This is a genomic window from Aeromonas sp. 600479, from assembly GCF_049175515.1.
Classification (GTDB): domain Bacteria; phylum Pseudomonadota; class Gammaproteobacteria; order Enterobacterales; family Aeromonadaceae; genus Aeromonas; species Aeromonas veronii_A.
In genome coordinates, this window is record NZ_JAAKVF010000006.1 from 1 (window position 1) to 14,858 (window position 14,858).

General features: G+C 53.9%; 12 protein-coding genes and 1 pseudogene. 6 read left to right on the plus strand and 7 right to left on the minus strand.

Annotated features, from left to right (window positions below; all coding sequences use genetic code 11):
• The first annotated feature begins 212 nt into the window (after window positions 1-212).
• A complete protein-coding gene (locus tag G5149_RS08640) occupies window positions 213-506 on the plus strand; it encodes a hypothetical protein (RefSeq protein ID WP_337072401.1) in 294 nt (97 codons plus the stop codon).
• Here the strand turns inward: G5149_RS08640 and G5149_RS08645 are convergent.
• Window positions 477-3,884: an ATP-binding protein gene (locus tag G5149_RS08645; protein ID WP_254204437.1), complete on the minus strand. Its 3,408-nt coding sequence runs from the start codon at window positions 3,882-3,884 to the stop codon at window positions 477-479. The genes G5149_RS08640 and G5149_RS08645 overlap by 30 nt on opposite strands.
• A gap of 164 nt (window positions 3,885-4,048) precedes the next feature.
• Between G5149_RS08645 and G5149_RS08650 the strand changes: the two genes are divergently transcribed.
• The gene (locus G5149_RS08650; protein WP_216978263.1) at window positions 4,049-4,687 is read left to right on the plus strand and encodes a response regulator; all 639 of its coding nucleotides are present in this window, start codon (window positions 4,049-4,051) and stop codon (window positions 4,685-4,687) included.
• A 28-nt stretch (window positions 4,688-4,715) separates the two neighbouring features.
• Here the strand turns inward: G5149_RS08650 and G5149_RS08655 are convergent, their stop codons facing one another.
• From G5149_RS08655 to G5149_RS08670, 4 genes are all read right to left on the minus strand, one after another.
• Window positions 4,716-5,915: a hypothetical protein gene (locus G5149_RS08655; RefSeq protein WP_216978262.1), complete on the minus strand. Its 1,200-nt coding sequence runs from the start codon at window positions 5,913-5,915 to the stop codon at window positions 4,716-4,718.
• 21 nt (window positions 5,916-5,936) lie between these two features.
• Complete coding sequence (locus tag G5149_RS08660) at window positions 5,937-8,378, minus strand: CS1-pili formation C-terminal domain-containing protein (protein WP_421212262.1); 2,442 nt, start codon at window positions 8,376-8,378, stop codon at window positions 5,937-5,939.
• A 68-nt stretch (window positions 8,379-8,446) separates the two neighbouring features.
• The gene (locus tag G5149_RS08665) at window positions 8,447-8,938 is read right to left on the minus strand and encodes a CS1 type fimbrial major subunit (protein WP_216978260.1); all 492 of its coding nucleotides are present in this window, start codon (window positions 8,936-8,938) and stop codon (window positions 8,447-8,449) included.
• 30 nt (window positions 8,939-8,968) lie between these two features.
• Window positions 8,969-9,691, minus strand: coding sequence for a hypothetical protein (locus G5149_RS08670; protein WP_216978259.1), 723 nt, complete (start codon window positions 9,689-9,691; stop codon window positions 8,969-8,971).
• A 248-nt stretch (window positions 9,692-9,939) separates the two neighbouring features.
• On the opposite strand from G5149_RS08670, the gene G5149_RS08675 reads away from it, so the two are divergent.
• From G5149_RS08675 to G5149_RS08685, 3 genes are all read left to right on the plus strand, one after another.
• Window positions 9,940-10,677 (plus strand): EAL domain-containing protein, encoded by a 738-nt coding sequence (locus tag G5149_RS08675; protein WP_421212263.1) that lies wholly within the window; start codon window positions 9,940-9,942, stop codon window positions 10,675-10,677.
• Between the two features lie 228 nt (window positions 10,678-10,905).
• A complete protein-coding gene (gene yegQ, locus G5149_RS08680) occupies window positions 10,906-12,267 on the plus strand; it encodes a tRNA 5-hydroxyuridine modification protein YegQ (RefSeq protein ID WP_421212264.1) in 1,362 nt (453 codons plus the stop codon).
• Window position 12,268: 1 nt separating this feature from the next.
• Entirely contained in the window at window positions 12,269-12,517 is a 249-nt protein-coding gene (locus tag G5149_RS08685) for a YfhL family 4Fe-4S dicluster ferredoxin (RefSeq protein WP_005334896.1), read from the plus strand.
• Window positions 12,518-12,681: 164 nt separating this feature from the next.
• Here G5149_RS08685 and G5149_RS08690 read toward each other — a convergent pair.
• Window positions 12,682-13,074, minus strand: a pseudogene (locus G5149_RS08690) (DUF1090 domain-containing protein).
• Window positions 13,075-13,232: 158 nt separating this feature from the next.
• Between G5149_RS08690 and G5149_RS08695 the strand changes: the two are divergent.
• Complete coding sequence (locus G5149_RS08695; RefSeq protein WP_216978255.1) at window positions 13,233-13,586, plus strand: DsrE/DsrF/TusD sulfur relay family protein; 354 nt, start codon at window positions 13,233-13,235, stop codon at window positions 13,584-13,586.
• 1 nt (window position 13,587) lies between these two features.
• Here G5149_RS08695 and G5149_RS08700 read toward each other — a convergent pair whose 3' ends face one another.
• Entirely contained in the window at window positions 13,588-14,793 is a 1,206-nt protein-coding gene (locus tag G5149_RS08700; protein WP_216978254.1) for an MDR family MFS transporter, read from the minus strand.
• Between the last annotated feature and the right edge of the window lie 65 nt (window positions 14,794-14,858).

Genomic DNA, 14,858 nt, shown 5'->3' on the forward strand with positions numbered 1-14,858 from the left:
CCCGAGCGGCCAAAGGGATCAGACTGTAAATCTGACGGCTCTGCCTTCGAAGGTTCGAATCCTTCTCCCTCCACCATCATTCAGAAAACCCGGCCTAGCGCCGGGTTTTCGCTTTATCGCCAATTCACCTTTCCGCCCTTGTCAGATCTGACAGTTGCAATTGCATCCCAGCTTGCTCATCGTGGCATCATCAACATCAGAGTGTTCACATCATGTTTGAAGTCTGGGATGAGCATGGCCACGCAACAGGTCTGACACTGCAGGCACTCAAAATCAGAATCAGCAACGACTATCAGGGCGATCTGATGGTGCGCTACAGCAACAAGCTGGGACTCCCTACGACTCTTTTTCTGACAGTTCACAAGGGTATTGCCTATCAGCGCTTCAAAGCCGGCTCACCAAAACTGGACTGGAAGTGGCTGGCTGGCGCAGGTAATGGCCATACACCCCGCGATTTTATGAGTGAGCAGTTTCCCCTACTCCAGTTTTCCCTCGACAACAACTGACTCTTCATACTGTTCGCTTAAACGCATCAGCTCCCCGATGATTTGCTGTAGTTGGGCACGAAAGCGTGTCAGCTCGTCAGTACAAGCTGACGATCCAAACTGGCGGATTTTTTCTTCCAATCGCCATGCCTCTTCAGCCAGCTGCGGCGCCATCATCATACTGACAGTTCCTGCCTGACGATGAACCCAATTAGCCAGAGCCTTGTCATCCTGTGGTTGCTGCCCCATCGCTTGCTCAAGCTCCTGACGAAAGAGTGGGAACATCTGCCGCAACTTGTCACCTTGGCCAAAAAAAGCCGCCATGGCCGCGACATCAATCAAGGATGGTGATGGCAAGATACGCCACTTTTGCAGCATCTGACGCAAACCATCCAGCAGCACCGGCTTGCCCAGCAAATCATCCATGCCGGCGGCAAAGCAGCGTTCAGCCTGCTCAGGCATGACATTGGCCGTCATGGCAATGATCAGCAAGCGCTTCTTATCCTCCCCAGCCCGTACCCTGCGCGTGAACTCATAGCCATCCATCACCGGCATCTGGCAGTCACAGAGCACCAGATCATAGGGATACTGCGCGACCATCTCGAGGGCTTGCTGGCCATGCTCAGCCAGTTCGCAGTTCAGCTTGAGCTGCCCGAGCTGGCGTATCACCAGCTGCTGGTTAAGGGGATTATCTTCCACCAGCAGAACCCTACAGGGCAGCATGGGCTCGCACTCTGCGCTCTTTTGTATCGCTTGCGTAACAATCTCATCGCTCAAGGCCAGCTGGCGATAGCAGACTTCCCGCACTGCATGCCAGGTCATGGGATTGCTGTTGAGAATGTAACCCTTCTCATCACTGCGATAGCCAAGAGGGGTGGCCAGTGGCAGCACCCGGATAACGCCCTCAGCCGCCAGGTCATGGTCACTGAAACGCAACTGAGCATTATCAGGGGGCGACGTTCGCGTGACTCCCAGCGCGTCAAGATGCAGTAACAGGGTGTGACACAGCTTATCGTCATGCAGTTCAATGCTGGCTTGCAGGCCATTGAGACGGAGATCCGGCTCTCGCTGTGCCAGAACAGGCAGCGTGACTGTCAATGTGATAAAGGTACCTAGCCCCGGGGCACTCTCCAGCCGGATCTCGCCCCCCATCAAGTTGGCCAGGGTCTGGCAGATGCTAAGCCCCAGGCCACTGCCACCATAACTGCGGGTGGTGGAGCTCTCAGCCTGTTCAAAGGCATTAAAGATCCGGTCACGCGCTTCGGGTGTCATGCCGATGCCACTATCGCGCACACCGAAGCGCAATTGCTGTTGCCCCTCCCCCTGTGCCAGCAGTTGCACCGAAATCTCGATAAAGCCCCGCTCGGTAAATTTGATGGCATTGCTGACAAAGTTGAAGAGGATCTGACGCAAACGCAGCGCATCGCCGCTTACCCGGGCCGCAACTCCGGCATCAGCCCACAAGTAGACGCGGAGCCCCTTGCGGTGTACCTCGCTCACCGTCATGGTCAGCACACTGTCAATCAGCTCACGCAGAAGAAACGGGGTTTGCTCGAGCTGCATCTTGCCCGCCTCCAGCTTAGCGTAGTCGAGCACATTGTCGATCAGTGCATGCAGCCCCTGAGCCCCACGGTTGATGATCTCCACCATCTGGCGCTGCTCCAGGGTCAGTTCGGTGAAGGTGAGTTGCTCCGCCATGCCGACGATACCATTCATGGGCGTGCGAATTTCGTGGCTCATGGTGGCCAGAAACTCCCCTTTCTGGGTGGCGGCCGACTCAGCCTTTGCCTTGGCCATGGCGAGTGCAGCCTCGACCTGACGACGACGAACTATCTCCTGACGTAGCCGCCAGTAAGCCACCGAGAGTATCAGGATAAACAGGGCAATCCCGATACCTATAGGGATCAGAGTTCTGATTAATTTATGCCAAGGGATCCCCTCGCTGTAGTTCAATGCCAACCAGCTATTGCGGATCTGCTGTTTCTCCTTGTCACTCATGCTGGCGAGCACCCTGTTAATCAAAGGCAGCAAGGGGGTGTAAGGCTCACGCACCGCTACGGCCAGCTCATCTCTGAAAGGCGTCGGCGCAACAATATGCAGGCTGTCATCAAACTGCTCATTGATGAGTCGAGATATCACTGCAAGATTGCCTATGTAAGCGTCTCCGCGACCAGACGCAACCATGGCTAGTCCCTCTTTCGGGCCGGAAACCACAGTAGTCCTGATATCAGGAATACGAGCACGCAGCTCTGCAACCAGCAAGCTATCGGTAACCACCAAATGCTTGCCCACCAATTCTGCAAATCCCCCAAACGTACTACTCGCACGAGACATGGCGATCACAACAGGAAACGAAGCAATCGGCTGGCTAATCTGCCAACCGCTAATACGCTTGATTATTCGGGTCGGGATGACAGCAATATCCGCATCTTGATGCAGCAATCCCTGTAACAATTCAGGCCAACTCTGATCAACGCGATATTGATAGGCAAGTCCTAGCTTGTCTTTGAAGACATTCATGTAATCGCCGATCAATCCTGTGAGCTTACCGTCACCATCTGAGTAGGAGAACGGTATCCACTTGGGAATAAAGCTCAACTTAAGGGGGGGCAGGCTCGCAAGCCAGTCACGTTCATCCGGTCGCAGTAAAAAACCACTATGCCCCTGAAAGTTAAGGTTATTGTCGCTCAACCAGCGTTGTTCCAGAGCGCTGCGCTCTTCAATGCTCAGCGCCTGGATCGCTGTATCAAAGCGAACCCCCAGCCTAGAGTTATGTTTGCTTATTCCCAGATGCAGGCTCTCCATCAACAAGGGAGCCTGGGCGACCACTGCCAGTTCTGGATGCTGGGCAATAAACTGATTCGTGACATGCAAATTGCCGATATAGGCATCGGCCCGCTTGTCCAATACGGCCTGGAGTGCCATGTCAGTGTCTTGAAACAGCAGTCGCTGTACCTCTGGATAATGCGCTCTCACCAGCTTTTCAGTCAGAAATCCTGCTTCTATCGCAATGCGCGATTTATTCAAACCACTGACATTTTTAAACAAAGGTGAATCATGCCGCACTACTACCACGGTCGGTGAAGAATAATAAGGCCGACTATAGGTCACGCACTCACTCTCTTCCGATCGAAAAGAGTCCAGCATAATATCCAATTGCCCTTTACAACTCGCTACGTATAGCTGGTTCCAGTCAGGATATGTTTTCCATTCAATATGATAATCAAGATTCCTTGCCAGGGTCGTGATCAATTCAACACTGAAACCGCTGGCATTATGTCCATCCCACCGCTGAAATGGCCCCCATCCTCCAGTTAATAACCCGACTTTTATTGTTGGTAATGAGTTGTTTTTATGAGCAGAGGCAGACGTCGTGAATATGCAGAAATGACATATCATTATGGCGACTATGCATCGGTATATGTTCATATGAAGACGACTCACTGTACGATTTCTGAAGGAGAGAGCATTATCTGAATACTAAAAAAGGTCGCGTAAAGTAGTATAGAAATGAAATGTTTGCTAGTGTAAATATTATTGTAATATTCATATAGGGCTCATCTATGTCTTCCAAGATCATTCTTGCCGACGATCATCCGCTTATACTGACCGGGATCCGCAGCCTTATTGCACAACACCAACCAGGTTGCGAAATTGTTGCCGAGGCACATCAGGTCTCCGAATTATTCAAAACATTGCAGCAACACCAATGCAATCTCTTGATAACTGATTTTAGTATGCCTGGTGACTCTCGCAGTGATGGCCTGGTGATGCTCCAAAATTTAAAAAGAAGCTACCCGGGACTCTCGATTATCGTGCTGACACAGATACAGAATGCCGGGATACTCCAAGCCTTGCTGCAGCTTGGGGTCAGCGGAATATTATTGAAGAAAGCCGTCATCAGTGAATTATCGGATGCCATTCGCCATGTCTTATCGGGCCAAAAATATCTTGGCCACTCAGTGAAAATGTTATTGGCGGAAAGCGGTATGGTTAACCCGGCCCAATCACAGCAACTGACACCAAGAGAGAGTGAAGTCGTGCGTTTATTAGCCAGTGGAATGTCTGTCACCCAGGTGGCCGAGTACCTGCATCGCAGCGTCAAGACCATCAGCACCCAGAAAAAGAGCGCCATGGTACGCCTCGGCCTGCAAAGCGATAGCGACCTGTTTCACTATGCCAAAGAGCAAGGGCTGGCCTGAACCTTGACCTTGGTGAATCACCCGAGCCTTAAATCGCGGCATCATAAATAAGGGTTACATTACCTTTATAAGTGCTGCCCGGATATTCCATCATCAAGGCCAGAACTGGCTTTTGCACTTTAAAGATGATGCTGCGTTCTTCATTTATGTAATATGGGTCTTTTATACCTGCTGTGAATAGCTTCTTAACGCCATGCGTCAAAGGAAACTCTTCTTTTGATTTATTTACATAAATCACATCAAGTTTGACTTGCATCCCGAGCCTTTCATTATTCAGCATACAGACTTCACCAATGGCATACTGGCAGTTCAGCCAGACATTAAAATCTGAACTACTCCATAGTCGATATGGTAACTCCGCTATCAAATAGGGAGGAATATGTGATTTCCCACGATAAATCCAGTCATGCCATCCACCAGGAGGTTGCAACACGACTTTGTCACCACCAGGAGGAAACTCTACCTTTATTTGATGTTGAACTTTTAATGTCAATTCTATTATCAGTTGATTATCTTCATATACCCCATTACCAAGATCGATATCTTTATTTTGGCCTACAGAGAGAATTATCGAACCGGTATAAATTCCATTTGGCATTTTCAGTGGGGAGGGTGGTGTTATTTTAAAACCGAAAAACATCGCTTGTATATTAGACGTGCCATCCACAGATAGTCCTGTATAACAAGATTTCCCCCCAACATCTCCCCATAATACGATCCAAGAGGTTAGATTAATATATCCTGCAACCTGCCGCTCAAGATAGCGACATCCACCTCGAGGATTTGTAAAGGATGTATTGTATATTTTCCAGCCATCATTTTGATTGACAACAGAATCAAAATGTACTCCTAACTTATCAGGCTTAAATAAAACCGAGAACTGTTGCCCTTTATCAGATGTAATAATCATGGTTTTGTTTCCCAACGAACTTAGAGAAACAAAGGAATCCCTTGTATTTGAAAAATCCTTTATCACATTTCGCTTTACTTTAGTTTTTAATGAAAATAATAAGCTATCAAGTGACATTACACCGCCACTACAGGATGAAAGCCACATTCCCTCACTGGTTTTCACACATTTTGTAGTGCTAACAAAGGTTCCATTATCAGCATCATAGACTGCAGGCTTATATTCAGCGGTCACTTTAACGACTGCAGCCTGACATGGAAATCCAAAGAGCAAGCCTGCTATTAACCACCAATATCCGTACATCGCACCAGCTCTCATTATCTCTTCCTGCTCAAGCATTTATTGACTGGCCCAGGCCTGGGTACTGCAAACTAGATCACCCAGTAACAACACAGCCTGTTGGCGTTCGGCTCGGGCCGTGTCCAGCGCCAGATCGCACTGCTGTGCTCCCTGATATTCCACCTGCAAGCTGGGATTGCGCTCACTCATCTCCACCGCAAAGAAGCCATCTGCCTCGCTGACTGTGCGGCCCGCGTGGTTGACCACCATGGCGCCTCTCAAGGGATCGCCCTTCTCATCCAACAATCGACCGATGACGGTTACTGTCTGCATGACCCTGACTTTGTGATAGGCCACCCCCCCCTTGTTGAGATGATAGGGCAGCACGTTGGGGCGAATGCTCACCGAGGGCGCATCGTGCTCTGCCAGATCCAGCTGCACGGCACCGCTGCGATAGGCGGCTACGGGTATCAGATTGCGACCGGGCCGCAACTTGATATTGCTACCCTGATCGTCATCGGCGCGCAGAGTCAGCTCGGGCATATCGGACTCCAGGTCCACTATCATGCCCGCCTCGAACCCTTGCGATTGACCTGTCATGGTCAAGCTGCCCTCATCGCCAAACGCCAGGGTACTGTCGAGGTTGAGCCCCCCGCTCAGCGCCCGGTTATAGGAGGATGATTGCAGGTGGGCATCACCACTGACCAACGCCCCCTGAAACTTGGCGTAGCCTGCCGTGCCGACGCCGTAACTGTCGGTAGTCAAGTTGGCCCCCACGCTCTGCAGTGCGCCCCACTCCAACTGTTGCTGGTACCCGAGGGAAGCGTTGCGCTCCTGCCCACCGGAACGAGAGGTTCGACTGCCGATACCGATGGCCAGTAGGCTATGCTCTCCTCCCAGATTCATGCTCAGGGAGAGCATGCCGCCCCTGTCCCTCGCATGATCGGTACTGATGCTACCTGGCCGGTCAAACACCGTCAGGTTCCAACTCACCGTATGACCAAGCAACTCTCCGTTGTAACGCCAGCCCAGATCGGCCCCCAGCCCCCGCCCCACCTGGTGTGCCAGATAAAAGTTGGCGGAGTGGCACTCATCGAGCCGCTGCTGCAACGACAGGTTGCTCTGCTTGAGGTCACGGCTCTCCTCTCCGACTTTCCCATGCTGGCGCTGCTGCTGGTGGCTCAGCACCAGGCTACCTTCGCCATAATGGTACAAAGCCTGCAGATCGAAGCCGCTGCCCAGCGCCTGTGTCGCCATCAGGTTGCCAAACAACCGCCACTGTTTATCCAGGCTCCAGTCGGCAGAGAGACCATGCTGCCAGCGCTGGTCGATATACTGGCTGGAGGCCCCGACTACCACCGAAGGGGTGAGCAGATGGTTGAGCATGACGCCGCTGCTCAGAGGCCGGGCCGTGTCCTCCTCCCAGTTGCTGAACAAGCGGGTCTGCTGGCCCACAAACAGGTTGAAGCGCCAGCTTTCATCCGGGTTTTGCCAGTTCATCGGCTTGTAGATCATCTCTCTGCGCCGCTCGGTGACTTGGCCATCTTCCAGCACATGCAGCTCCACCTCGTAGATGCCGGTGGGCAGCACTTTGGTATCCAGCGCCTGCAAGCCGGAGAGCACCTGCTGCGAGTTGATGAGCTGCCCATCTCGATAGATCTCGACCATGCCGGGTCGGCTCGGGGTGACATAGACAGGTGTGGTACTGACTTGGCCCTGCTCTATCAACAGGGTGTCGGAGTCACCCAGCATGACCCCCAGCACGGTCGGAGTGCCGCCGCCAAACAGGGCGGGCTGACGCACCAGCCCCTGGGCATAGGGCGAGAAGTAGCCCAGCCGATAGAAATGTCCTGTACCTTCGTGTTCGGCATAAAGTTGCTGCACATGATGCTGAGCCGCCTGCCCGCTGCCAGACTGGCTCACTTCTCCCTCCAGCAGCGGAGTCCACTGTCCTATGCTGCCCTGTGCCATCAGGTTGTAACGGCCACTGCGCTGCTCCCCTTCCCCCTGGATCAGGTTCAACTGGTGGCGCAACAGGGCGCCATAGCTGCCCCCGCTGGGCAGGTTGTGATAACGGGTCAGCGGCTGCCCCTTCTCGGCACCGGCCGTCAGCACCGACAACTGGGAGTTCTCCAGGCTGTACTCCAGCGCCAGCACTTCGTCGGTACACTGATTCTGACATGGGCCCAGTCGATGGGATGCCGTCAACACCTTGCTCCAGCGCTGGCGGTCCCGTTCTTCCAACTCGCTCTCGTGGCCGTCGGTCAGAGCCAGTAGTTGTACACTGGTGTCTTTGCCCAGCACTATCTCGCCTTCCCCCAACAGTTGCCCATCCACCAGGATGCGCACCGTCAGCGGGACGCCGAAGAAGTAGTCGGCAAAACCATCAGGCAAATCTTCTGCTTGTTGTAGCAGGTCAAGGGGTTGTGCAACATGCCCCCCCGTAGCCCAGGCCGGTACACACAATGCAACCAGGATCAACAGGAAAGAGAAATACGACACGACCTATCTCGCTCTTCTAAGCACAGACAAAAAGGCTCCCCCGATACAGGGAGCCTCCATCAATCGGCTTATGCGCCGCCTTTAGGGGCTTCCGATTCAAATATCATGTTCACTACCCCCTGGTAGTTGCCTGGCTTGTAGCCAGTGACCGGGGCATCCACCGGGATCACTTCCAGCCCCAACAACTTGCCGGTCTTGGCATCATCAGCCTTCATTACTTCAACGGAGGTGGTCGACAGGGCGACACCACCCACCTTAACGGTCAGGGGAATGTTGTCGTTGCCGCTGGCCATCACGGCCGGGTTGGTCAGGTAGCCAGTGATGGCGCCGATCGTGCTCTTGGCATCCAGCTGTTTGCTCAGCTTGTCCAGCTTCTTGGTATAAGGGTTGTAGGCCAGCTTCTGCGGGGTGCTCATCCAGTTGTCCCCGCCGGTCGGCTGCACATAGAAAGCTTCGGTCGGGATCTGGGCGGTCACGGTGACCTGATGCTCGACACGTTCGGCAGCCATCAGATTGGCCGACACCAGCATGGCCAGGGGCGCAGCTATCCATACTTTCATTACTCTCTCCTCTCTCGGATATAAGAAACATCAGTGACCAATCACCATGTTTCTACTCTTGTCGCCCTCTATCAGCACAAATCGATAGAGGCGATCGCTCTTCTTCATCAACTGCTTTTTCATATTTGGCAGCAGATGAATCTTGGTCGGGCTGGAACAATTTGTTTTCCGTTCATTACATTCTTCAAAAAAATCCAGTATGAGTGTTGTGTTGCCTTTATTGATGATGGTGGTCATCTTCTCATCTTCAATAATTTGGGTATCAAAGTGACTTTTTCTTGGCATCACGAACAGGATTGAGCCGAATCCGGTCAATATATTTACACCAGCGGAGACCTGTTGTTGTTCTTTCTGAATAGCACCGGCATCAATATCAAAGCTGTCTTCTGCTCTGGGCAACACAGGAATAAACCGAACCCTGAAGTAGCGCTCTTTATCGCGATCTCCCATAAACAGAAAACGGGTTGCCTGCACACCACTTGCCGGAATAATGAGCCTGGAAGGACTTGCAACCAGTGCTCGATTACCTTCTGTCAGCTCCGGCGACTCCTGTGGCATACCATCACTGTCATAGGTGATTTCATGGATGGCCACCTTTACAAAGGCTGTTGCATCACCCTGATTACGAACCCGTTTCAAATAGGTGCTCTGTTGTCCTGACATGTAATCATAGAGCGTGCCAATACTTATTTCAGCTGATGCAAAAACATTTCCACATATTAAGCAGAAAAGAATTGAAATGAACTTCCTCATAAATTTTTATCCAAAAAACTGCTGCGAGATTTTTATTTTCCCTACGTTGTGGAAATTTATATATTTTTGCAAACCACCCGAAAGGATATCGATGACACTACTTTACGAGTCACATGAACCACTGTTAATCAGAATATTCTGATATTGACTTCAAAAAACACCGCCGACATATCAGACAATTCCTACAGGCTTTCTCACGCATCTCTGCTGTATTATCCGCACCCCTTATCAGTCAACAGGTGAGTGCCGTGTTTGCATTTCGAGAAGAGTACCCAATAAGTGACATGGCAAGCATCGCAGTAGCCGATCTTGCCATGCCCTTTTATCAGCCAATCATTGGCCAGGATCATCAGGTCAAGGGTTACGAGGTACTGGCCAGACGCTGGGAGCCTGCCCGGCAGAACTATCATGGCATCGACTTTGCGTCCCTCAGTGAGGAGCAGTCTCTACATCTGGACATCGTCATGCTTAGAGCCATCATGCGTGATCTACCGACTCTGGCGAAAAACGGTCCCTGTTTCCTCTCCATCAATCTCAACCCGGCACTGAACAGCCCCACCTATCAGAACCTGTTATTACTGGTGCTGATGCAGGCGCGCAAGGTGGGGATCGACATATGGTTCGAAGTAGTGGAGTACGCCCCGCTACAGCGCAAGGCGTTGGCCCTGATCGAGGTGCTGCGTAGCCACGGTGCCCATATCGCGTGCGATGACTTTGGCGCCCTGGAGTGCAACTTCCAGCGCATGCTGGCGATGCCTTACGAGATCATCAAGCTGGACCGCTCCCTGTTGCTGCAAGCAACCAAGAGTAGCCATGCCCTACGGATGCTAACCGGCCTGGTAGAGTACTTGCAGCGGCTCGGAATGAAGGTGGTGTGCGAAGGGATTGAAACCCAGCAACACATCGAGATCGCCAACCAGCTCGGCTGTGACTATCAGCAGGGCTATGCCCATGCCATGCCCTCCCCCCTCTCACGCTTGGCCTGAAAGGCCCCATTGATCACGTCGACTCCAGCCCCTGCCAAATTGCATGATACGGTGAGGACGAGTACAATCTCGCACCCCGTTTATCCGGCGCATATTGTTTATAAACGTACAGCCCGGATATGCCGTTATCGGGTAGCGGTCCGAGTATCTACTCCCCCCGCAGCTCAAGCCATACGATGCCATCAGGTGGCGTCGTCCTGATTTGCAATCAGACATAAAGAGTCAGCCATGTTTAAACCAGAATTGCTCTCCCCCGCAGGTTCCCTCAAGAACATGCGTTACGCCTATGCCTATGGTGCCGATGCCGTCTATGCCGGCCAGCCCCGCTACAGCCTGCGGGTACGTAACAACGAATTTGATCACGAGAATCTGCAACTCGGCATCAACGAAGCCCATGCCCTGGGCAAGCAGTTCTACGTGGTGGCCAACATCCAGCCCCACAACTCCAAGCTCAAGACCTTTATCCGCGATATGCGCCCGGTGGTGGAGATGAAGCCGGATGCGCTGATCATGTCCGATCCCGGTCTCATCATGATGATGCGTGAAGCCTTTCCGGATATGCCCATTCACCTCTCGGTGCAGGCCAACGCAGTCAACTGGGCCACGGTGAAATTCTGGCATCAGATGGGCCTGACCCGGGTCATCCTCTCCCGAGAACTGTCGCTCGACGAGATCGAGGAGATCCGCATGCAGGTGCCGGAGATGGAGCTGGAAGTGTTCGTCCACGGGGCACTGTGCATGGCCTACTCCGGCCGCTGCCTGCTGTCTGGCTACATCAACAAGCGTGACCCCAACCAGGGCACCTGCACCAACTCCTGCCGCTGGGAGTACAAGGTGCACGAAGGTAAAGAAGATGAGGTAGGCCAGATCGTCCACCGTCAGGAGCCGATCGCCGTGCGTCCGGACAACACCCTGGGACTTGGCAAGCCGACCGATGCGCTGGTGCTGCTGGAAGAGTCCAACCGCCCGGGCGAGTACATGAGCGCGTTCGAAGACGAACACGGCACCTACATCATGAACTCCAAGGACTTGCGCGCCGTCGAGCATGTCGAGCGACTGACCAGGATGGGCGTTCACTCGCTGAAAATCGAAGGTCGTACCAAATCCTTCTACTACTGCGCCCGTACTGCGCAGGTCTATCGCAAGGCGATCGACGATGCAGTGGCAGGTCGCCCGTTCGATCGCAGCCTGATGGGCACCCTCGAGAATCTGGCCCACCGCGGCTACACCGAGGGGTTCCTGCGCCGTCACAACCACAGCGAATACCAGAACTACGACTACGGTTACTCCGTCTCCGACACCCAGCAGTTCGTCGGCGAGATCACCGGTCGCAACGGTGACATGGTGGAAGTCGAGGTGAAGAACAAGTTCCTGGTGGGCAACAGCCTGGAGCTGATGACCCCGCAGGGCAACCTCAGCTTCAATCTGGAGCAGATGCAGAACCGCAAGGGCGAACTCATCGACACCGCACCGGGCAACGGCCACGTAGTCTATGTGCCGGTGCCGAAGGAAGTGGACGTGAACTACGGCATCCTGCTGCGCAACCTCGGTGAGCGTCAGGATACCCGTCAGCCCCACTCGGCCGCCTGAGATGGCACTGCTCATCACCGACAAGTGCATCAACTGTGACATGTGTGATCCCGAGTGTCCGAACCAGGCCATCAGCCTGGGTGAGGAGATTTACGAAATCGACCCAAGTCGCTGCACCGAGTGCGTCGGTCACTATGAGAAGCCGACCTGTATCAGTGTCTGCCCTATCGACTGCATCATCTGGGATCCCGCTCATGTGGAAACCGAAGATCAGCTGATGGAAAAGTTCGTCCGGATGCACCGGCAGTAACTCAGGCATCAGCGTCTGCAACTCGCAGACTGCATCATCCGGAATCCTGCTCATGTGGAAACCGAAGATCAGTTGATGGGGACGTTTGTGCGGATGCACCGACAGTAAAACAAAAAAAGGCCGAGCAATCGGCCTTTTTTGATCCTGTGTTCAGCAACTGGCCATCACTTGCCGATCAATCGACTCAGCTTGTCCAGCTCCCGCTGGGCCTCCAGCATCCTGGTCTGGGACTCCTCCAGCTTGGCCTGTTGCTTGGCAATTTTCTCCGGCTTGCCACTCACTCTCGCCTCCTACAACTCGAGCAGGCGTTCGCCCACCTCGCCACGCAGCTTGTGAACCCGCTCTTTCTGCTCCTTGAGCAGCCCCTCATCGGTGCAGTTGGCCTTGATATTGCGCGCGGCCTGTTCCAGGCCGGCAATCTGTCCGGCATTGTTGTGAGCTTTGGCAAACACCAGTTGGTCGTTGACGGCCTGCAGACGAGCCTTGCAGCCGACAGCTTCACTGCCATAGGCATGACCCGCCAACAGCAGCAACCCTATTCCTACACTTTTCCACATCTCGATTCACCCGGTCATGTTTGCGAACTGACCATAAGAACCGTGTTTCGCTAACGGGTCAAGCAAGCAGGGAAAAGGTGCGACAGAAGTTGTGCGACATCACGCTATCGTCATCCGGTTGGTTCTACAATGACGCTTTTTAGAATCAGGAGTCTCTTATGAATCAACAGATTGTGGTGATCGCCAATGGCGCCCCCTATGGCAGCGAATCCCTGTTCAATGCCCTGCGTCTCGCTATCGCCCTGAGCGAACAGGGTGACGCCAGCCTGAAGCTGTTCCTGTTGTCAGATGCGGTGAGTGCGGCACTGGCCGGTCAGGCACCGGCCGAAGGGTACAACCTGCGCCAAATGCTGGAGATCCTGCTGGCTCAGGGCGTCACCATTCGCCTGTGCAAAACCTGCACCGATGCCCGGGGCATCACCGCCCTGCCACTGATCGAAGGGATTGAGGTCGGCACCCTGGCGATGCTGGCTCAATGGACCCTGGCTGCCGACAAAGTACTGACCTTCTGAGTTACTTCACCGGGCAGGTCAGACTCCTGGCCTCCCGGTTACCCGCTCCGTACAGGGCGAACACCAGCACACAGATCCCCGCCATCACGACAAACAGCGCTGGCCCTCCCCATACTTGCAACAGCCAGCCCCCCACCAAGGGGGCAAGCGCCCAGCCAAGTCCGGCAAGAGCACTGGCACCGAAGTAACTCCCCTTGAGGTGAGGGGGCGCCATCTCGTCGATCAGCACGTTAAAGAGCGGAAAGAGCACCGCTTCCCCGACACTTAGCAAAAACACAGCCATCAACCAGGGCCAATGCAATGCCGGGTTCGACAGGGCGAACAGCACCTGGGCCGCCGCCATCAACAGAATGGAGAACCGTAACCGCAGACTCACCCGCCAGCGCCGGGTCACATGTAACAGCGGAAACTGCAGGGTGATGATGGTGACCGCATTGGTCGCCACCAGCAACGCCACCAGGGTCTCGACCTCAGGTGCACCGGCCCGGGTCAAATATTGAATAAGCGGCGACTCCACCTGGGCATAGACCAGCATCATCAGCAAGTTAGCGAGGATAAACAGCATAAAGGCCCGATCCTGTGCCAACACCCTGAGCATGGTCCCCAGCGTGAGCCCGGCAGCAGGCTGACTGGCGCAAGCACGACGAAACCCGAACAAAAATGCAAGCCCCAGCAAGCCGTAGCTCACCGCGGTCACCAAGAAGGTCTCCTGCCGCGCCCCCAGCCCAAACATCACGCCAATCAAGGGCCCCACCCCTGCCCCCACATTGAGCAGGAAGTAGCGCAGGTGTTGAGCCAGCTCTCGCTGCGCTTTCTGGGGCAGCTGATCGCCCATCAGCGCCTTGCCCGGGGTATCGATAAAGGCATAGGAAAGCCCTGAGCCAAACACCCCCAGTGCGATCAGCCAAAGAGAGTGGCCAAAACCAAGCAGCAGGTAGGCTCCACACGACACCGTACAGCCCAGCAGCAAAATGGCGCCGCGGCCAATCTTGTCGGAAAGCCACCCCACGTCGAAGCCGATCAGATTGGAAAGCACTGCCGCGCCACCTAGCAACATCCCGATGCCGGAAGCGGAGAGGTCATACTCCCGATACAGCAGGATGGAGAGGAAAGGCCAGACCATGAAAAAACTGGTACGCACCATAAAGGTGCCCAGAATGACGATCCAGACCAGCAGGGGAAATTGCCTGAGGGTATTCCATGGCATAGCAAGACTCCGTGGCGCGTGGGTCAAATAATCAGTGGCAAAAAGGGGAGTTGCAACAGAGGACT

What these genes read in the sequence shown, in the direction of transcription:
- G5149_RS08640 (WP_337072401.1), top strand. Translation starts at nt 213, where the DNA reads ATGTTTGAAGTCTGGGATGAGCATGGCCACGCAACAGGTCTGACACTG.
- G5149_RS08645 (WP_254204437.1), bottom strand. Translation starts at nt 3,884, where the DNA reads ATGATATGTCATTTCTGCATATTCACGACGTCTGCCTCTGCTCATAAA.
- G5149_RS08650 (WP_216978263.1), top strand. Translation starts at nt 4,049, where the DNA reads ATGTCTTCCAAGATCATTCTTGCCGACGATCATCCGCTTATACTGACC.
- G5149_RS08655 (WP_216978262.1), bottom strand. Translation starts at nt 5,915, where the DNA reads ATGAGAGCTGGTGCGATGTACGGATATTGGTGGTTAATAGCAGGCTTG.
- G5149_RS08665 (WP_216978260.1), bottom strand. Translation starts at nt 8,938, where the DNA reads ATGAAAGTATGGATAGCTGCGCCCCTGGCCATGCTGGTGTCGGCCAAT.
- G5149_RS08670 (WP_216978259.1), bottom strand. Translation starts at nt 9,691, where the DNA reads ATGAGGAAGTTCATTTCAATTCTTTTCTGCTTAATATGTGGAAATGTT.
- yegQ (WP_421212264.1), top strand. Translation starts at nt 10,906, where the DNA reads ATGTTTAAACCAGAATTGCTCTCCCCCGCAGGTTCCCTCAAGAACATG.
- G5149_RS08685 (WP_005334896.1), top strand. Translation starts at nt 12,269, where the DNA reads ATGGCACTGCTCATCACCGACAAGTGCATCAACTGTGACATGTGTGAT.
- G5149_RS08695 (WP_216978255.1), top strand. Translation starts at nt 13,233, where the DNA reads ATGAATCAACAGATTGTGGTGATCGCCAATGGCGCCCCCTATGGCAGC.
- G5149_RS08700 (WP_216978254.1), bottom strand. Translation starts at nt 14,793, where the DNA reads ATGCCATGGAATACCCTCAGGCAATTTCCCCTGCTGGTCTGGATCGTC.